At 73.2% G+C, this 19,215-nt stretch carries 10 protein-coding genes; 6 read left to right on the top strand and 4 right to left on the bottom strand.

What is annotated here, in order from left to right:
* Positions 1–7: 7 nt before the first annotated feature.
* The 4 genes from ACZ4WH_RS18740 (at position 8) to fxsT (ending at position 8,645) form a co-directional block, all read left to right on the top strand.
* Positions 8–3,859: an SAV_2336 N-terminal domain-related protein gene (locus tag ACZ4WH_RS18740; RefSeq protein WP_468181701.1), complete on the top strand. Its 3,852-nt coding sequence runs from the start codon at positions 8–10 to the stop codon at positions 3,857–3,859.
* 92 nt (positions 3,860–3,951) lie between these two features.
* Positions 3,952–4,230, top strand: a complete 279-nt coding sequence (locus ACZ4WH_RS18745) for a hypothetical protein (protein ID WP_468181703.1) — start codon at positions 3,952–3,954, stop codon at positions 4,228–4,230.
* On the top strand, positions 4,227–5,558 hold the full coding sequence (locus ACZ4WH_RS18750) for an aKG-HExxH-type peptide beta-hydroxylase (RefSeq protein ID WP_468181705.1): 1,332 nt from the start codon (positions 4,227–4,229) through the stop codon (positions 5,556–5,558). Before ACZ4WH_RS18745 ends, ACZ4WH_RS18750 begins: the two co-directional genes overlap by 4 nt.
* 84 nt (positions 5,559–5,642) lie before the next feature.
* Entirely contained in the window at positions 5,643–8,645 is a 3,003-nt protein-coding gene (gene fxsT, locus ACZ4WH_RS18755; protein ID WP_468181707.1) for an FxSxx-COOH system tetratricopeptide repeat protein, read from the top strand.
* Between the two features lie 154 nt (positions 8,646–8,799).
* On the opposite strand, the gene ACZ4WH_RS18760 is transcribed toward fxsT, so the two are convergent.
* From ACZ4WH_RS18760 to ACZ4WH_RS18775, 4 genes are all read right to left on the bottom strand, one after another.
* Positions 8,800–12,621, bottom strand: a complete 3,822-nt coding sequence (locus ACZ4WH_RS18760; RefSeq protein ID WP_468181709.1) for a multifunctional oxoglutarate decarboxylase/oxoglutarate dehydrogenase thiamine pyrophosphate-binding subunit/dihydrolipoyllysine-residue succinyltransferase subunit — start codon at positions 12,619–12,621, stop codon at positions 8,800–8,802.
* Positions 12,622–12,923: 302 nt separating this feature from the next.
* A complete protein-coding gene (locus ACZ4WH_RS18765; protein ID WP_468181711.1) occupies positions 12,924–14,048 on the bottom strand; it encodes a HAMP domain-containing sensor histidine kinase in 1,125 nt (374 codons plus the stop codon).
* The gene (locus ACZ4WH_RS18770) at positions 14,045–14,785 is read right to left on the bottom strand and encodes a response regulator transcription factor (protein ID WP_014674952.1); all 741 of its coding nucleotides are present in this window, start codon (positions 14,783–14,785) and stop codon (positions 14,045–14,047) included. The genes ACZ4WH_RS18765 and ACZ4WH_RS18770 overlap by 4 nt, the downstream gene beginning before the upstream one ends.
* 112 nt (positions 14,786–14,897) lie before the next feature.
* A complete protein-coding gene (locus ACZ4WH_RS18775) occupies positions 14,898–15,575 on the bottom strand; it encodes a spermine/spermidine synthase domain-containing protein (RefSeq protein WP_468181713.1) in 678 nt (225 codons plus the stop codon).
* A gap of 194 nt (positions 15,576–15,769) precedes the next feature.
* On the opposite strand from ACZ4WH_RS18775, the gene ACZ4WH_RS18780 reads away from it, so the two are divergent.
* The gene (locus ACZ4WH_RS18780; protein ID WP_468181715.1) at positions 15,770–16,570 is read left to right on the top strand and encodes a rhomboid-like protein; all 801 of its coding nucleotides are present in this window, start codon (positions 15,770–15,772) and stop codon (positions 16,568–16,570) included.
* A 183-nt stretch (positions 16,571–16,753) separates the two neighbouring features.
* A complete protein-coding gene (lon, locus tag ACZ4WH_RS18785) occupies positions 16,754–19,174 on the top strand; it encodes an endopeptidase La (RefSeq protein WP_468181718.1) in 2,421 nt (806 codons plus the stop codon).
* Positions 19,175–19,215 lie beyond the last annotated feature (41 nt).

Raw genomic sequence — 19,215 nt, forward strand, 5'->3', positions numbered from 1 at the left:
GAGGCGGATGCCGGGGATGCGCCTGGACGAGCTGATCGGCAAGCTGCGCCAGGGCGGGCTCCAGCCGACCGCCGAGGACGTGGCCGACGCGCTCTGGCTGGCCCGGCGACTGGGCGCGGCCGGGCCCGGCGACCCCACCGGCACACCCGGCACCGGCCCCGACGGCCCGCCCGGCTCCTCCGGCTCCTCCGGTGCGGGCGGTGCCGCCGGACCGGACACCGAGGACGTACCGCCGGACGGCCACGCCGGCCCGCAGGCGCTCCGCGCGGACGCGCCCGCACCCGCCGTCCCGCTGCACACCCCGGGCCCCGCCCCCTACGGCCGGACCGACGGCGACCCCGCGGCCTTCCCGGTCCGCGCCCCCGCCGCCGGCGCCCTGCCCGGACTGCTCGGTCTCCAGAAGGCACTGCGTGCCCTCGGCCGCTACCGCACCGCCTCCGTACGCGGCCAGGACGAGCGGATCGACGAGGCGGCCACCGCCGACCGGGCCGCCGCCAGCGGCATCCTGCTCCCCGTCACCCGGCCCGGCCGCCACCGGCGCTGCGACGTCCAGCTGCTCATGGACACCGGGCCCGCCATGGCCGTCTGGGGCGAGATGGTCGAGGAACTGCGCCAGGCCTGCCAGCAGTCCGGCGCGTTCGCCTCCGTCCGCGTCCACCAGCTGTACGCCGACGACTCCGGCACCCCCCTCGTCGGTACGACCGCCGGTCCCGGCCGGCGCACCCGGCTGCGGCCCGCCGACGAGCTGCACGACCCCAGCGGGCGTCGGCTCACCTTCGTCATCAGCGACTGCGTCGGCCCCCTGTGGCAGAACGGCACCGCGCAGCGCCTGCTGCACGGCTGGCCGCGCACCGCCCCGCTGGCCGTCGTCCAACCGCTGCCGACCCGGCTGTGGAGCCGTACCGCGCTGCCCGCCGAGCCCGGCCTGCTGCTCCGCACCGGCGAGTCCGGCGGGCGCCTCGACTTCCTGCCCGAGGACGAGCCGTGGGAGGAGCCGCCGCCCGGTGCCCGGCCCGTGCCGGTGCTCCAGCCCACCCCGGAGGCGTTCGCGGCCTTCGCCCGGCTGCTCGCCGGCACCGGGCCGACCCGCGAGCACGCCTGGGCCGGCTACGCCCACCCCGCCACGGCACCGGCCGTCTCCACCGCACCGGCGGCGCGCACCGACGAGGAGCTGCTGCGCGCCTTCCGCGCCGGTGCCTCGCCCGGCGCCCTCCGGCTGGCCGTCTACCTCGCCGCCGCGCCCCTCACCCTGCCCGTGATGCGGCTGGTCCAGCGGGCCATGCTGCCCGACACCGGCCCCATGGAACTGGCCGAGGTACTGCTCGGCGGACTGCTGCGGCAGCTGCCCGGCACCGAGGAGCAGCCGTGCTTCGCGTACTCGCCGCGCATGCAGGACCTGCTGCTGTCCTCCCTCGACCAGGACACCGCCGGGCTCGTCCTCAAACACTGCTCGGCCTATGTGGAACGGCACTTCGGCAAGGGCACCCGCAACTTCGCCGCCCTGGCCGCGGCCCGGCTCGCCGACCACGACCCGGACGCCGGCACCGGGCGCCCCGCCGAGGAGGGCGGTGCGCGTGACGGCGGCAGCGTGGAGGCCGAGCTGTTCGCCCGCATCCCCGCGCGCGTGCTGCGGTTCTACCTGCCGGACCTGGTCACCCCCGACCCGCTGACCGAGGCCGAGCGGCTGCTCGACCGGTGGCGGCAGCTGGCCGACCCGGAACTGCTGCGCCGGGCCCGGGAACAGGCCCGTGTCGCCACGGCGGGCACGGGCGCCGACGGTCCCGGTCCCGTGGCCCGGGCCCGCCTGGTCCTCGGCCGCGTGCTGCGCGCGGAGGCCGGTACGGCGGGCGCGCGGACGGAGGGACGGCGCGCCGGGCTGCTGCGGGAGGCGGCGGCCGAACTCGCCACCGCCTACGGGGCGGCTCCCGCCGACAGCCGGGCGAGGGCGGAAGCGGCTCTGGAACTGGCCGCCTGCCGACGGGAGTTGTGGCAACTGACGGCGGAACGGGACCACCTGACGGAAGCGCTCGGCACCCTGGACGGCGAGATCCCGCCCTGGCCCCGCGTCACCGCGGCCGCACACGGCTGGCAGGACGGGCACGGGGAACCCGGGGGCGCGGCCACGGTCGACGGCACTTCCGGCGGACGGGACGAGGACACCGCCGCCGAGAACGCGCTGTCGCGGGACGGCGGTGGTGGGACGATCCCAGGGCGAGGGCGAGGCCCGGCGGGCTACGGCGGCCTTGCCGACGGGGGCCCTGGTGACGGCGGGGCCGGCGACGGTGGGCCTGGTGGCAGCGGGTCCGGTGGTGGTGGGTTCGGTTACGGCGAACTCGCTGATGGCGCGTCCGGTGACAGCGGGTCCGGTGACGCCGGGCTCGGTGGCATGGTGCTCGGTGAGGACCGGTCCGACGATGCCGGGGTTGGCGGCGACGGGTCTGGCGGTGTCGGGGTCGGCGAAGGCGGGTCTGGTGGCGTCGGCGTCCGCAGCGACGGGGTGCGCGGCGACGGGGCCGGTGGCAGCGAGGTCGGCCACGCCGGTTCCGGTGACTCCGGGGGCGCCTACGGCGGTTCCGGTGACGCCGGGGTGGCCCACGGCCGTACCGGTGGCGATGATGCTGGCGTGGCCTACGGCCGTACCCGTGACGGTGACACCGGGGCCGTCCACGGCCGTACCGGTGGTGGCGGTTCCGGGTACGGTCTCGGTGGCGTGGGGGGCGTCGTGCCCAGCGGCGGTGATTCGGAGCCGGACGGTGTCCCCGTGTCCGGCGCGAGCCGGGAGGGCGTGCCCTGGGAAGTGGTCGCCCACCGGGCCCGGTTGTTGTTGCGTGGGCGGGTTCTGCTCGATCTGCGGCATCCCGGTGCCGCCGTGCCCGAACTGCGGGAAGCCTGTTCCGTGTTGGCCAGGGAGCGCGTGCCCGACGCCGTACGGGGGCCCGCGTTGCTCGATCTCGCGCGGGCGCTGCGCGGGGCCGGGGCCGAGGACGCCGAGACCCGGCGGGCGCTCGGCGAGGCGCTGGAGGCCGCCGGGGACGACCCGGCCCTGCTGCTGCCCTGCCTGGCCGCGCTGGCCGCGTTCCACGACGCGGCCGGGGAGACCGGGGAGGCCGACGCGGCGTACGAGCGGGCCGCGCTGCTCGCCCCCGCCGACGGCCCGCTGCGCGTCCAGCTCCTCACCGCCTGGGGCGAGTCGCTGCTGCGGCGGGCCTCCGCCGGTGACGGGGCCGGCGTGGTGGACCGGGCCGAGTACGTGCTGCGCGAGGCGCTGAAGTCGCTGCCCGCCCGGTCCGCGCACCGGGGCCGGCTCCAGGGCCTGGTCGGCAGCGCGCTCGCCCAGCGCTTCCGCCATGTCGGCTTCCTTCCCGACCTGTTCGAGAGCCGGCATCTGCTCGGCCAGGCTGTGCGCGCGGCGACCGACGCGGCCGTACGGGCCGAGGTCTGGCTCCAGTTGGGCCGGGTGCGGCTGGAGGGCTGGTACCACGCGGGCGCGCCGGTGCTGATGGAGGCGTTGCAGGCGTACGAGAACGCCGAGCGGGAGGCGGAGGCGGCCCATGGCGGCGACCCCGGCTCGGTGACGGCCGCTCGTGCCCGGCACGGCTGCGGCGCGGTGCTGGCGCTGATGGGGCGGCCCGGCGCGGCGCGCGGCGCGTTCCGGGCGGCCCGGGAGCAGTGGCAGCGGCTCGTCGGGGCGCTGCGCGAGGTCGACTGGGCCGATGTCGAACTGACCCGGCGGGCGGAGCGGCAACCGCCGCCCACGGACCCCCGGTCACTGCCGGAGCCGGCCTGGCGGGAAACGGCCCCGCCGTGGTGGCCGTGGTCCCAGGACTGGGCCGACACGCGCGAACTTGACCGGAGTTGAGCCGTCCAGGGTTTCTGTTTCCGGCCTGTCGGGAAGAAGTGGGCAGCCACTGCGGCTGTGCGGGGCGGGCGTAGGGCAGGGAGGAGCCGAGGGTGGGGGAGCTTAGGACACGGGGGGCCGGCCTCGGCGAGGACGCCGGAGAGGTCGTGTTCCCGCCCGACCTCACCGACGTCGACCTGCGGACACTGCGTGCCATGGACGATCCGGCGGTGCTCGCGGCGGTCGCCGGGGTGCTCGCCGACCCGGACGGGCTGCGCCGGGTCTGGTACACCACCGGCGGTGACGACGAGATCATGCCGGGCCGGCCAGGGCATGCGTTTTCGGCCGGTCCCGCGCGGCAGCCCTTACGCGGCGAGGACACCGTGGCATGACCCCGGGAGCCGTGGAACCCCTGGGGGACATACGGCCGGCCGCCCCGGCCGCCCCCACCCCCGGCCCGGTGCCGCCCGAGATCCTCGGCGCCCTGGCCCGCACCCGGCCGCTGCCCGCCGCCACCGCGGCCCTGCGTGCCGCCCTGCACGCCCGGCGGATGCTGCTGCTGAAGTCCCTCCTGGTCCGCTTCGACCGCGTGCGCGGCACCCTGCCCGTGGCCGTACGGCGGCGCTTCGAGGACGACTGGGCGCTGCTGGAGCGGGCCGAGCGGTCCGACGCCCCGTCCGTCCGCGCCGTCCTCGACTATCCGACGACCGGCGCCTGGCTGGCCACGGCACTCGCCGCGCCCGACGGCCCGGACTTCGCCGAGGGCCTCGCCGGGCTGGGCGCGGTGGCCGTCGCCGCCGCCCTGCGCGCCGGCTGCCGTTTCACCACCACCCGCGTGCTGCCCGCCGGCACCCTGCCGCTGCCCGGTATCGGGCTGCTGCGCTGCGGCCGGGGCCGGGCCCGGCTCAGCGGCCGGTCCGGGGCGCTGCGGATCACCGACGGCGCGGGCCAGACGCTGCTGCTGCCCGGGGCCGCCCCGGCCGGACCCGGCACCCGGTGGACCGCCGACTCCACCCTGGCCTGTTCGGCGCTGCACACCCTGCCCGGCGGCACCGCCGTACTCGACGACGTCGACCCCTACCGGGTACCCCCAGGCGGCATAGGGCCGGCGGCGCTGCCGGCGGCCGAGCGCCCGTACTCCGACCCGGCCGCGTGGGCCGCCCGCTGGCGTGACGCGCACGCCCTGCTGGCCGCGACGCACCCCGCCCGGGCCGCCGAGACCCTGGCGCTGGTCCGTGCCGTCGTCCCGCTGGTGCCGTCGGCGGGCGACGGGCCGCCGCTGAGCGCCACCGTGCGGACCGCGCCCGGCGCCGTCCTGGCCCAGCTGCCGGCCGACCGGCGGGAGCTGGTCGAGCTGCTGGTGCACGAGACGCACCACACCAAGCTGGCCGTGCTGGACGAACTGGTCCCGCTGTGGCGGCCGGGCGGCAGCCTGCACCGGGTGGGCTGGCGGCGGGACCCGCGCCCGGTGCCGGGCGTGCTCCAGGGGGCGTACGCGCATCTGGCGCTGCTGGACCTGTGGTGGCGGGCCCGCACCGGACCCGCCTGGGTGTGGCGGCGGCGCGCCGCCGAGCGGTTCGAGGCGTGCCGGGAGCAGGTCGCCGAGGCCTTGTCCGTACTGGCCGAGTCCGATGAACTGACCCCCTGCGGAAGGGAGTTCGTCCGGCACATGGGCAGCCACCACGCGCGCCTCGCGGGGAGCGCCCACGCGCCGGGCTGACGCTCCGTTCACGATCTATTGCGTTACGTTATGCGTGCGGCTGCCCCAGGAGACCGGCGGCCGCGGTGGAAGCAGGGAGCGGCGATGGCGGAACAGCGGCGACCGGGCGCGAACGGTGCGGCGGCCCCCGAGCATGTGCTCGTGGTCTTCCCGGGGTACTACCGCTCGTGGGCGGCGTGGATCGCGCAGTGCCTGGAGCGGCACGGACACCGGGCCACCCTCCAGCGCTGGGACCCGCCGCGCGAGGTGGCGCTGGAGGACTCGCTCGGCGACCTGCTGCTGGCCAGCGGCAAGGTGCTGCTGGTCCTCAACGACTGGTTCTTCGAACTGGGCCCGCGCCCCCCGGGCGAGTGGAACGACGCGCTGCGCGGCTTCGTCGCCGCGCACGCCGAGCGGTTCGCGGCCGTCAACCTCACCAACCGGCCGCTGCTGCCCGCCACCGCCGTCCTGGAACCGGCCAGCCTGTGGGCGCTGAGCGAGGAGGCCGCCGAGGACCGGCTGCTGCGCCGCCTCGGCCTGGAGCCGCTCGCCCGCCCCCGCGCGCTCGCCGGCCGCATCCGCTACCCGGACGAGCGGTGCGAGATCTGGGGCGAGGTGCCGCGCCGCAACCCGCGCTTCACCGGCCGCGACGACCTGCTGAGCGAACTCCACCAGCGGCTCGCCGACGCCGAGCGCGGCGCCGCCGCCTGCACGCTCGTCGGCATGTCCGGCATCGGCAAGACCCAGCTGGCCGCCGAGTACGCGCACCGCTTCAGCACCGACTACGACCTGGTGTGGTGGGTCAACAGCGACGACCGCACCATCCAGCGCGACCGCCTCGGCGAACTCGCCGTCGAACTCGGCCTGCGCATCGGCAGCGAGCCCGGCGAACGCATCCGCGCGGTCCGCAACGCGCTGAGGCGCGGGGAGCCGTACGCGAACTGGCTGCTGGTCTTCGACGGCTGGGACGACATCGAGGGCGTGACCTCGCTGCTCCCGCAGGGCACCGGGCATGTGCTGATCACCTCCCGCAACCGGGGCTGGAGCGAGCACACCGACGTGCTGGAGATCCCCGCGTTCCTGCGCCCCGAGTCCACCGCCTACCTGATGCGCCGCGCCACGCACATCACCGCCCGCGAGGCCGACGAGGTGGCCGCCGAGTTCGGTGACGTGCCGCTGCCGCTGGTGCAGGCGGCGTCCTGGCTCGGCGAGTCCGGCATGGAGGCCGCCGAATACCTGCGGATGGTGCGCGAACGGCGGCTGTCCACCGTCGACGAACCCGCCACCGGCGAGGGCTTCCCGCAGTCCTCCCTCACCTCCTGGGCCATCCTGCTCAACCGGCTGCGCCGCTCCCAGCCCCAGGCCATCGAGGTACTGGGCCTGTGCACGTCCTTCGCCCCGGGGCGCATCCCGCTCGGCCTCATCCGCGCCTACCCGCGCGCCGAGCTGCCCGAGGAACTGCGCTGGATGTCCACCGACCTGCCCGCCTGGACCCGGGCCCTGGACACCCTGGTCAACTACTCGGTGCTCACCCGGGAGACCCGTGGCCCGCTGGCCGCCGAGATGGGCCCGCACCAGGAGTCGGTCCACATGCACCGGCTCGTCCACGACATCGTCTCCAAGCTGACCAGCGACGGCAGCCACGAACTGCACCGGCGGGCGGTGCGCACCCTGCTCGCCGAGGCCGACCCAGGCAACCCCGCCGACAGCCGCAACTGGCCGCGCTACGCCGAACTGCTGCCCCACCTCGAACCCTCCGGCGCCCTGGAAAGCCGGCAGCCGCGCGTGCAGGAGCTGGTCCTGAACTGTCTGCGGTACTGCACCCGCAGCGGCGAGTACAGCGGCGGCCTGGAACTGGCCCAGCAGGTGCGCGAGCACTGGTCCCGGTTCATGGACGCGATCGACCAGCCGATGCTCGACCTGGCCACCCAGGAGGGCAACATGCTCCGCAACAGCGGCCGGTTCCGCGAGCTGTACGAGCTGCACCGGGGCGTGCTGAAACAGCTCCAGGCCGCGCCCCGGCGCAACGAGATCGGCGAACTGGTCAGCAAGAGCGCCATCGCCTCCGGCCTGCGCTCCCTGGGCCGCTACCAGGAGGCGTACGACCTCCAGTGCGAGGTCCGCGACGGCAACGAACGGCTCCTCGGCCCGGACGAGCCGCCCACCCTGGTCGCCCGGCACAACCTCGGCGTCACCCTGCGCATGCTGGGCCGGTACGCCGAGGCGCTGGACCTCGACCTGGAGACCCTGGCCCGGCGCGAGAGCGTGCTGCGCGCCCGGCACATCAACACCCTCCACTCCGGCAACGCGGTCACCCACAGCCTCCGCCTGCTCGGCCGCTACCGGGAAGCGCTGGCCCGCCAGGAACCCGTCGTACGGCTCCATGTGCAGGTGCTCGGCCCGCAGCATCCGCAGACCCTCGAAGCCCGTTCCCAGCTGGCCATGTGCCGGCGCCGGGAGGGCGGGCACGCCCCGGACGTCGGCCCCGGGATGGCCAGCCTGCTGGACCAGCTGATCCAGCTGCACGGCCGCGAGCACTACCGCACGCTGGCGTTCCTCACCAACTACGGCAACTACCTGCGGGAACACGGTGACCTCAGCCAGGCCCGCGACCTCATCGACGAGGCGGAGTCCGGGTACCGGTCGCTGCTCGGCCCCGCCCACCCCGTGGCCACCGGCATGCTGTCCAACACCGGGCTGGTGATGCAGGCGGCCGGCGAGCGGGGGGAGGCCCTGTCCATGTTCGAGTCCGCCCTCGCCGGCCTCGGCGCCACGCTCGGCCAGGACCACCCCTGGGTCCTGGGCTGCGCCCTCAACGCGGCCGGCGCGCGCAACTTCAACGGCCGCATCGAGGACGCGGTCGACCTGAGCCGCGACACCCTGCGCCGATCCCGGCACACACTGGGCCACGAGCACCCGCTCACGCTGTCGTGCCAGGTCGCTCTCGCCGCGGACCTGAGGGCGGCACACGAGCAGGAGGAGGCGGGGAAGCTGGAGGAGGACGCCCTCCTGTCCCTCACCCGCATCCTGGGCGCCCAACACCCCCACACCCTCTCGGCCCGCCAACGGGTCCGCCCGTACTGGGACTTCGAGGCGTACCTGGGCTGAAAGCGCCCGCAAGGGGCGCGGGGAACTGCGCGAGCAACCGAGGACGGTCCGCAGCCGCGCACCATCCGCAACCGCCCCGCCGGGCAGGCGAAGAGCCCGGTACCGAGTCGGAACTCGGCACCGGGCTCTCAGCTTCGGCTGACCGCCGGAGGCACTACGCGTCGAAGACCTCACGCACCAGCTGCTCCTGCTCCGCCTGGTGCCGCTTCGCGGAGCCGACCGCCGGGGACGAGGAGTGCGGACGCGAGATGCGCCGCAGGCGCTCGCCGTGCGGGACGTCCGCGCCGACCGCCAGGTCCAGGTGGTCGATCAGGTTGAGCGCGATGAACGGCCACGCACCCTGGTTCGCCGGCTCCTCCTGCGCCCAGAGGTACTTCTCGGCGTTCGGGTACTTGTTGACCTCCGCCTGGATCTCGGCACCCGGCAGCGGGTACAGCCGCTCGATGCGGATGATCGCGGTGTCCGTCACGCCCCGCTTCTGCCGCTCGGCCTCGAGGTCGTAGTACAGCTTGCCGGCCACGAACACGACCTTGCGGACCGCGGCCGGGTCCGCCGCCGTGTCCCCGATGACGGGACGGAACTGACCCGACGTGAACTCCTCCGTCTTCGACGCGGCGGCCTTCAGGCGCAGCATCGACTTCGGGGTGAAGACCACCAGCGGCTTGTGGTGCGGGTTGTGCACCTGCCACCGCAGGAGGTGGAAGTAGTTCGACGGCAGGGTCGGCATGGCGACCGTCATGTTGTTCTGCGCGCAGAGCTGGAGGAAGCGCTCGACCCGGGCCGAGGAGTGGTCCGGGCCCTGGCCCTCGTAGCCGTGCGGCAGGAGCAGGGTGACGCCGGACGTCTGGCCCCACTTCTGCTCCGCTGCCGAGATGTACTCGTCGACCACCGTCTGGGCGCCGTTGACGAAGTCGCCGAACTGCGCCTCCCACATCACGAGCGCGTCGGGGCGGGCCAGCGAGTAGCCGTACTCGAAGCCCATGACCGCGTACTCGGACAGCAGGGAGTTGTAGACGTTGTAGCGCGCCTGGTCCTCGGCGAGGTACTGGAGCGGGGTGTACTCCTCGCCCGTCTCGCGGTCGATGAGGACCGCGTGGCGCTGGCCGAAGGTGCCGCGCTGGGAGTCCTGGCCGGACAGCCGGACCGGGGTGCCCTCCAGCAGCAGGGAGCCGACGGCGAGGGTCTCGCCCATGCCCCAGTCGATCGTGCCGTCCTCGACCATCGCTGCCCGGCGCTGCAGCTGGGGCAGCAGACGCGGGTGGACGTGGAAGGAGTCGGGGATGTTGACCTGGGACTCGGCGATGCGCTTGACGACCTCCGAGGAGATCGCGGTGTTCACGGCGACCGGGAAGTCCGCCTGGGGGTCCGGCACGGGGCCGGTGGCCTGCTGGGTCGTGACGGCCTCGCGGACCTCCGTGAAGACCTTCTCCAGCTGACCCTGGTAGTCCTGCAGGGCCTGCTCGGCCTCTTCCAGGGTGATGTCGCCGCGACCGATCAGGGACTCGGTGTAGAGCTTGCGCACCGAGCGCTTCTTGTCGATCAGGTCGTACATCAGCGGCTGGGTGAAGGCCGGGTTGTCCGACTCGTTGTGACCGCGGCGGCGGTAGCAGATGAGGTCGATCACCACGTCCTTGTTGAACGCCTGGCGGAACTCGAAGGCCAGACGCGCGACGCGGACCACGGCCTCCGGGTCGTCGCCGTTCACGTGGAAGATCGGGGCCTCGATCATGCGGGCCACGTCCGTCGCGTACATGGAGGAACGCGAGGACTCGGGGGCCGCGGTGAAGCCGACCTGGTTGTTGATGACGATGTGGACCGTGCCGCCGGTGCGGTAACCGCGCAACTGCGACATGTTGAGGGTCTCGGCCACCACGCCCTGGCCCGCGAAGGCCGCGTCGCCGTGCAGTGCGACGGGCAGCACGGTGAAGTCCGTCCCGCCCTTGTTGATGATGTCCTGCTTGGCGCGGGCGATGCCCTCGATGACCGGGTCGACCGTCTCCAGGTGGGACGGGTTGGCGGCCAGCGAGACCTTGATCTGCTCGCCGTCCAGGCCGGTGAAGGTGCCCTCGGCGCCCAAGTGGTACTTGACGTCGCCGGAGCCGTGCATCGACTTCGGGTCGAGGTTGCCCTCGAACTCGCGGAAGATCTGCGCGTAGGACTTGCCGACGATGTTGGCGAGGACGTTCAGGCGGCCGCGGTGGGCCATGCCGATGACGACCTCGTCCAGGCGCGACTCGGCGGCGGAGTCGATCACCGCGTCGAGCAGCGGGATGACGGACTCGCCGCCCTCCAGCGAGAAGCGCTTCTGGCCGACGTACTTCGTCTGCAGGAAGGTCTCGAACGCCTCCGCGGCGTTCAGCCGGCGCAGGATGCGCAGCTGCTCCTCACGCTCCATCTTGGAGTGCGGGCGCTCCACGCGGTCCTGGATCCACTTGCGCTGCTTGGGGTCCTGGATGTGCATGAACTCGATGCCGGTGGTGCGGCAGTACGAGTCGCGGAGCACGCCGAGGATGTCGCGCAGCTTCATCATCGACTTGCCGGCGAAGCCGCCGACCGCGAAGTCGCGCTCCAGGTCCCACAGCGTGAGCCCGTGCTCGGTGATGTCCAGGTCGGGGTGCTTGCGCTGCTTGTACTCCAGCGGGTCGGTGTCGGCCATGACGTGGCCGCGGACCCGGTAGGAGTGGATCAGCTCGAAGACGCGGGCGGCCTTGGTGACGTCGTCGTCGTGGCTGGCGTCGATGTCCTTGAGCCAGCGGACCGGCTCGTAGGGGATGCGCAGCGCCTGGAAGATGTCGTCGTAGAAGCCGTTCTCGCCGAGCAGCAGGTTGGCGACCTGGCGGAGGAACTCGCCCGAGGCGGCGCCCTGGATCACCCGGTGGTCGTAGGTCGACGTGAGCGTCATGACCTTGGAGACGCCGAGCTTGTTCAGGGTGTCCTGGCTGGTGCCCTGGAACTCCGCCGGGTAGTCCATGGAGCCGACGCCCATGATCACGGACTGGCCGGGCATCAGGCGCGGCACCGAGTGGACGGTGCCGAGGCCGCCGGGGTTGGTCAGGGAGACCGTGACACCGGTGAAGTCGTCCATCGTCAGCTTGCCGTCACGGGCGCGGCGGACGATGTCCTCGTAGGCCTGCCAGAACTCGAAGAAGTTCAGCGTCTCGGCCTTCTTGATGGCGGCCACGACGAGCTGGCGGTCACCGTTCGGCTTGACCAGGTCGATGGCCAGGCCGAGGTTGACGTGCGGCGGCTTGATCAGGGTCGGCTTGCCGTCCTTGACGCCGTACGACCAGTTCATCGACGGCATGGCCTTGATGGCCTGCACCATCGCGTACCCGATGATGTGCGTGAAGGAGATCTTCCCGCCACGGGCGCGCTTGAGGTGGTTGTTGATGACGATCCGGTTGTCGAACAGCAGCTTCACCGGGACGGCGCGGACCGAGGTGGCGGTCGGCATCTCCAGCGAGGCGTCCATGTTCTTCGCCACGGCGGCGGCCGGGCCGCGCAGCGTGATCAGCTCCGGACCCTCAGGGGCCTCGGCGGCCGGAGCCGGAGCGGCCTTCGCCTTCGGCTGAGCGGGCGCCTGTGCGGGCTGCGCCGGCTTGGCCGGGGCGGGGGCCTTCGCCGCGGGAGCGGGGGCCGGGGCCTGAGCGGGGGCCGGGGCGGGCTTCGGAGCCGCGGGGGCGGCCGGGGCGGCGGCCTGGGGGGCCGGGGCCGCGGGCCGGGCCTGCGGGGCCGTGGTGGGGGTCTCTGCGGCCCCCGTGGCCGCAGTACCCGCCGGAGCCGGGGTGGCAGGAGCACCCGGCTTGTAATCGGCGAAGAAGTCCCACCAGGCGCGGTCTACCGAATTCGGGTCCTGGAGGTACTGCTGATAGATCTCGTCGACGAGCCACTCGTTCGGACCGAACGCGGCGGCGGGGTTCTTCCCGGCTTGGTCGTCGGTGGAGATGCTCGAGTTACTGGGGGACTGTGGCGACACGGCGGCAACCGCCCTCTTCCGCTTCACAAGGTGATGGACAGCGGGAATAAAGGCTACGCCTCCCCGGCCGGGAAGGTCAGGTCGAGCAAGGTCATCGTCGCGTAAGTCACATCAAGAATCTTGTTTCAGGGCTTGAAATGGCGGGAAACAAGCGTGGTTCCGCATGTCGGTAGGGTGTGCCGGACCGGACCCTGCGCGTCTTCGTTCGACGGGTGGCGCGGGCCTGCCCTGATCACACGTGTCGAGCTGCGCGGACCGGCGGCGACCGACGTGGATCTTGGGGTTCCGGCTCGGACTTTACGTCAACTTGGTGCGGAAGTCAGGCCCGGAAGGGTGACGATGATCCGGCAGCCTCGCTCGGATTCGGCCACACCGATCCGGCCGCCGTGCAGATCCACCGCCCACCGGGCGATCGCCAGGCCCAGCCCCGTACCGCCGTCGCTGCCCGGACCGTGCGGCCGGGTCACCGCACCCCGGTTGAACCGCTCGAACACCCGGTGCCACTCCGACCGGGGGATACCGGGGCCCTCGTCCAGGACCTCCAGCTCCAGCGACTCCGGCTGCGGCCCGCGCCGCGCCCGCACGGTCACCCGGCCGTGCGGCGGGCTGTGCTTGACCGCGTTGTCGATCAGGTTCGCGACGACCTGGTGGATGCGCTCGGGGTCCGCGTGCGCGGTCAGCTCCGGCGGGGAGACGTCGAGGTGCAGATGGACGTCCGTACGCGTGTGGGTGCCGGAGCCGGACGCGATGCCCGCGCGCGCGGAGGACACCATGTTGGCCTCCTTCAGCACGCCCGACAGGTACGGCCACACCTCGAACCGCCGCAGCTTCAGCGGTACGACGCCGTTGTCGAGCCGGGACAGGTCCAGCAGGGTCTCCACCAGGCGGCCGAGCCGCTCGGTCTGCTTCAGGGCCGTCCGCATGGTCTCCGGATCGGCCTCGGTGACCCCGTCGACGATGTTCTCCAGCACCGCGCGCAGCCCGGCGATCGGGGTGCGCAGCTCGTGCGAGACGTTCGCGACCAGCTCCTTGCGCTGGTTGTCCTGGGCCTCCAGCTCGTCGGCCATGACGTTGATCGTCTGGGCCAGGTCGCCGAGTTCGTCCCGGCGGTTCTCGCGCACCCGGCGGGTGTAGTCGCCCTCGGAGATGGAGCGGGCCACCGCGTTCATCTCGTCCAGCGGCATGGTGAGCGAGTGCGCCACGAACTGCGTGATCAGCAGAGTGGCGATCATCGAGAAGACCGTGATGAAGCGCAGCTCCGTCTTGGTGTGCACCGCGACGATCGACAGACCGGTGGTGATCAGCACCGAGATGACGACCAGCACACCCAGCTTCGTCTTGATCGAGAACGGGCGAACGCCGCCCCAGGGATCCTCACCGAGGCTCCCGGGGCTCCTCCGTGCGGCCTGGCGCCCGCCGGCGCTCATGGGGTCGGTGTCTCCAGCGCGTATCCCACGCCGTGCACCGTACGGATGCGCTCGGCGCCGATCTTCCGCCGCAGCGCCTTGATGTGGCTGTCGACCGTGCGGGTGCCGGAGGCGTCCGCCCAGTCCCACACCTCGGCCAGCAGCTGCTCCCGGGAGAGCACCGCCCGCGGAGTGTTCGCCAGGCACACCAGCAGGTCGAACTCGGTGGGCGTCAGGTGGACGTCCTCGGACTTCACCCGCACCCGTCGCTGCGCGTGGTCGATCTCCAGCTCGCCGAGCCGCAGGATGCCGGAGCGGGGGGTGGTGGCGGCCAGCGCGGCCCGCTCCACCCGCCGCAGCAGCACGTGCACGCGTGCCGCCAGCTCCCGCATCGAGAACGGCTTGGTCATGTAGTCGTCGGCGCCGACGCCGAGCCCGACCAGCATGTCCGTCTCGTCGTCGCGCGCGGTGAGCATCAGCACCGGCACCGGCCGCTGCGCCTGCACCCGCCGGCACACTTCGAGCCCGTCGAAGCCGGGCAGCATGATGTCGAGGATCAGCAGATCGGGCTGCCAGGCCTCGGCCGTGTCGACCGCGGCCGGACCGTCGGCCGCCGTTTGCACCAGAAATCCCTCGGCACGGAGCCGGGCCGCGATGGCGTCGACGATCGTGGGGTCGTCCTCGACGACCAGCACCCGGCGCTGTGCGCCCGGGGTGGTCGTCGCCGCGCCGCTCTGGGAGGTGTGTGTCTGCTCCATCGCCCGCCCCTGTTGTTGCTTTCCGGAATCAGTGGGGTGATCCCATGTCTGCGTTTGACGCTTGAATGATCGGCGTCAGGGCAGCACATTACGGTGACTGACCGCGCTGTCGCTATCCAGGTCGGACGGCGAGGTGGACGGCGTCCGGAACGCCCCGGGCAACCGGCACCTCTTCGGTACGCACCTGCTGGAACCCGGCATTCCGCAAGCTTCCTTCAAATTCCGGAGAGGGCTGGGCCGACCACACCGCGAGCACCCCTCCGGGCCTCAACACCCGTGCGCAGGCGGCGAGTCCGGCCGGTGAGTAGAGGCTGTCGTTGTCCTCGGTGACGGTCCAGCCGGGCCCGTTGTCGATGTCGAGACACAGCGCGTCGAACGTGTCCGATGTCTCATTGACGTACCGCACGAGATCGGCTTCCACGATCAAGGTGCGCGGATCGGCGAGCGCGTCGGCGGACAACTCGGCCAGCGGGCCGTCCCGGTGCCAGTCGATGACGGCGGGCTCCCGCTCCACCACGGTGATCCGCCCCCACCACGGGTCGGCGGCGGCATGCGCGAGCGAGAAGCCCACGCCCAGCCCGCCGATCAGCACCTCGGGCGCGGGCCGCCCGTCCAGCGCGGCGCGGGCCGCGTCGACCAGCAGCCGCTCCGAGCGGCCGTCGGAGGTGTCCATCAGGAAGCAGCCGTTGGCGATGATCTGGAGCAGCGCACCGTGTCTGCGCAGCACCACCTCGCCGTACGGGCCGTCGCGCCGGTCCAGGACCACGGGAGTGTCGTACACGGCAGTCATGACCCCATCCTGCTTGAACGGGGCCCGGCATTCACGGGAATTGCGCATGACGCCCACGGACGGGTGGCCCGCGCCGGCGGCCGGACGCGGCCGGCGGGTGAGAGGTCGCCGTGAATCCGCTCCCGGGTGGCGTCGGTCATAGACAGCGGCACGCCGAACGCGAAGGGTGGGCGCGACGGAAGGAGCGCCTCACCGTGGAACGGAGCACGACGGGCCCAGCGCCGGACGCCTGCCCGCCCGCGCCGGGCACGCCCCTTCCGGACGGCACGGCCGCCGTCCCGCCCCCGGTCCTCGCGGGCCTCCTGGACGGCATGCCCCGCCAGCGCGCCGCCACCCCGGCCCCCGCCCCGGCGCGCCGCACCCCACCGCCGTACCGGCGCCTGCCCCGCCCGTGGTGCCTGCTCCCGACCCCCCTCGGCACCCCGTTCACGTTCGCCTACGCGGCCGTCCTCGCCGTCACCTCCCTGATCGCGGCCCAGGCCGACCCCGGTCTGGTGCACACGCTCTACCAGGACTCCAGCACCGACGTGGCCCATCTGCTGCGCACCCCCGTGCTCGTCCTGCTGGCCAGCGCGCTGTGGGTCGCGGGCGGGATGCTCTCCCCGTACGCGGTCGCGTTCGTGCTGGTGCTCACCGCGCTGGAGCGGCGGATAGGCGGAGCGCGGGCGGCCTGCGTGTTCCTGGCCGGCCATGTCCTGGCGACCCTCGCCACCGAGGTCCCGGTGGGCCTCGCCGTCCTGCTGGGCCACCTGCCCGACACCTCGCTGCACCGCCTCGACTACGGCATCAGCTTCGGCGTGGCCACCAGCACCGGCGCCCTGACGGGCCTCCTCCGCCCGTGGCTGCGCTGGCCGTTGCTGACCCTGGCGGCCGGCGCGCTGCTGAGCGACCTGCTGGCGTACGCGGACCCGTTGACCGACTGGGGCCACGTCATCGCCCTGACGATCGGTGTGGCCACCTGGCCTCTGGTCCGACGCCGGCACCAGCAGCCCTAGGGGCGCGGGGAACTCGTGGGGAACTGCGCGAACAACTCCGACGCACCCCGCACCCGCGCACGTTCTTGCAGCTCATCCCCTGGGCGAAACGTGATCGCTCACAGCGAACAGAACCCCGGGAACAATCAACGGCGCCAGAACATTGAGTCGGCATAGCTCAAGTTGACTGCCGAAGGGGAGATCATGGCTGCTGAGTCACTGGCGTTCACGCTGAACCTGCCCGTGCTGCCGCTCGACGACGAGGTCGTGCTGCCCGGCATGGTGGTCCCGCTGGACCTGAGCGACGCCGAGGTGCGGGCCGCGGTGGAGGCCGCGCAGGCCGCCGCCCGCTCGGAACCCGGAAAGCCCAAGGTGCTGCTGGTGCCCCGCGTCGACGGCACGTACGCCAAGACCGGCGTCCTCGGCACGGTGGAGCAGGTCGGCCGGCTCGCCGACGGTGACCCGGGGGCCCTGATCCGCGGCCGTAGCCGCGTCCGCATCGGCGCCGGCACCACCGGCCCGGGCGCCGCGCTCTGGGTCGAGGGCGCCCGCGTCGAGGAGACCGTTCCCGAGCCGCTGCCTGGCCAGGTCGCCGAGCTGGTCAAGGAGTACAAGGCGCTCGCCACCAGCTGGCTGAAGAAGCGCGGCGCCTGGCAGGTCGTGGACCGCGTCCAGGCCATCGACGACGTGTCGGCGCTGGCCGACAACTCCGGCTACTCGCCGTTCCTGACGACCGAGCAGAAGGTCGAACTGCTGGAGACCGGCGACCCGGTGGCCCGGCTCAAGCTCGCCACGCAGCAGCTGCGCGACCACCTCGCGGAGCAGGACGTGGCCGAGACCATCGCCAAGGACGTCCAGGAGGGCGTCGACAAGCAGCAGCGCGAGTTCCTGCTGCGCCGTCAGCTGGAGGCCGTCCGCAAGGAACTGCGCGAGCTGAACGGCGAGAAGGAGGGCGAGGAGTCCGACGACTACCGCGCCCGCGTCGAGGCCGCCGACCTGCCGGAGAAGGTCCGCGAGGCCGCCCTCAAGGAGGTCGACAAGCTGGAGCGCGCCTCCGACCAGTCGCCCGAGGGCTCGTGGATACGCACCTGGCTGGACACCGTCCTGGAGATGCCGTGGAACGAGCGGACCGAGGACGCGTACGACATCCAGGGCGCTAAGGCCGTGCTGGACGCCGAGCACGCGGGCCTGGAGGACGTGAAGGAACGCATCACCGAGTACCTGGCCGTGCGCAAGCGGCGCGGCGACCGGGGCCTGGGTGTGATCGGCGGGCGGCGCGGCGGTGCCGTGCTCGCCCTCGTCGGCCCGCCCGGTGTCGGCAAGACCTCGCTGGGCGAGTCCGTGGCGCACGCCATGGGCCGCAAGTTCGTCCGCGTCGCCCTCGGCGGCGTCCGTGACGAGGCCGAGATCCGCGGTCACCGCCGTACCTACGTCGGCGCGCTGCCCGGCCGGATCGTGCGCGCCGTCAAGGAGGCCGGGTCGATGAACCCGGTGGTCCTGCTGGACGAGATCGACAAGGTGGGCTCCGACTTCCGGGGCGACCCGGCCGCCGCCCTCCTCGAAGTGCTCGACCCGGCGCAGAACCACACCTTCCGGGACCACTACCTGGAGGTCGAGCTGGACCTGTCCGACGTGGTCTTCCTCGCCACCGCCAACGTCCTGGAGGCCATCCCGGAGGCGCTCGCCGACCGTATGGAGATCGTCCGCCTGGACGGCTACACCGAGGACGAGAAGGTCGTCATCGCCCGGGACCACCTGCTCCCGCGCCAGCTGGAGCGGGCCGGCCTAGACAAGGACGAGGTCACGCTGGAGGAGAGCGCGCTGCGCAAGCTCGCCGGCGAGTACACCCGCGAGGCGGGCGTGCGGACCCTGGAGCGGTCCATCGCGCGGCTGCTGCGGAAGGTCGCCGCACAGCACGAACTGGGCGAGCGCGAGCTGCCGTTCACCGTCACCGACGCCGATCTGCGGGGGCTGATCGGCCGGCCGCACCACGTGCCCGAGTCCGCCCAGGACCCGGCCGAGCGCCGGACGGCCGTCCCCGGGGTGGCGACCGGCCTCGCGGTCACCGGCGCCGGCGGCGACGTGCTCTTCGTGGAGGCGTCCCTGGCCGACCCGGAGACGGGCGGGGCGGGGCTGACCCTGACCGGCCAGCTGGGCGACGTGATGAAGGAGTCGGCGCAGATCGCGCTGAGCTTCCTGCGCAGCCACGGGGCCGAGCTGGAGCTGCCGGTGGCCGACCTGAAGGACCGGGGCGTGCACATCCACTTCCCGGCGGGCGCGGTGCCGAAGGACGGCCCGAGCGCGGGCATCACGATGACCACGGCCCTCGCCTCGCTGCTCTCCGGCCGCCTGGTCCGCACGGACGTCGCCATGACCGGCGAGGTCTCGCTGACCGGCCGGGTGCTGCCCATCGGCGGCGTGAAGCAGAAGCTGCTCGCCGCCCAGCGCGCCGGGGTGACCACCGTGATCATCCCCAAGCGCAACGAGCCCGACCTGGACGACGTCCCGGCCGAGGTGCTGGACAAGCTCGACGTCCACACCGTGACCGACGTCCGCCAGGTCCTGGAACTGGCGCTCGCGCCCGCCACGAGCGACGCGGCGCCGGAGGTTCCGGTAGCGGCGTGACGGACGCTGCCGGATGAGGGAAGGCCCGGGTCCCGTGAGGG

The organism is Streptomyces sp. NPDC029138 (assembly GCF_055564375.1).

Excerpts from the sequence above, each read along its gene's own strand:
- ACZ4WH_RS18740 (WP_468181701.1), top strand. The coding sequence starts at position 8 with ATGCCGGGGATGCGCCTGGACGAGCTGATCGGCAAGCTGCGCCAGGGC.
- ACZ4WH_RS18750 (WP_468181705.1), top strand. The coding sequence starts at position 4,227 with ATGACCCCGGGAGCCGTGGAACCCCTGGGGGACATACGGCCGGCCGCC.
- fxsT (WP_468181707.1), top strand. The coding sequence starts at position 5,643 with ATGGCGGAACAGCGGCGACCGGGCGCGAACGGTGCGGCGGCCCCCGAG.
- ACZ4WH_RS18765 (WP_468181711.1), bottom strand. The coding sequence starts at position 14,048 with ATGAGCGCCGGCGGGCGCCAGGCCGCACGGAGGAGCCCCGGGAGCCTC.
- ACZ4WH_RS18770 (WP_014674952.1), bottom strand. The coding sequence starts at position 14,785 with ATGGAGCAGACACACACCTCCCAGAGCGGCGCGGCGACGACCACCCCG.
- ACZ4WH_RS18775 (WP_468181713.1), bottom strand. The coding sequence starts at position 15,575 with ATGACTGCCGTGTACGACACTCCCGTGGTCCTGGACCGGCGCGACGGC.
- lon (WP_468181718.1), top strand. The coding sequence starts at position 16,754 with ATGGCTGCTGAGTCACTGGCGTTCACGCTGAACCTGCCCGTGCTGCCG.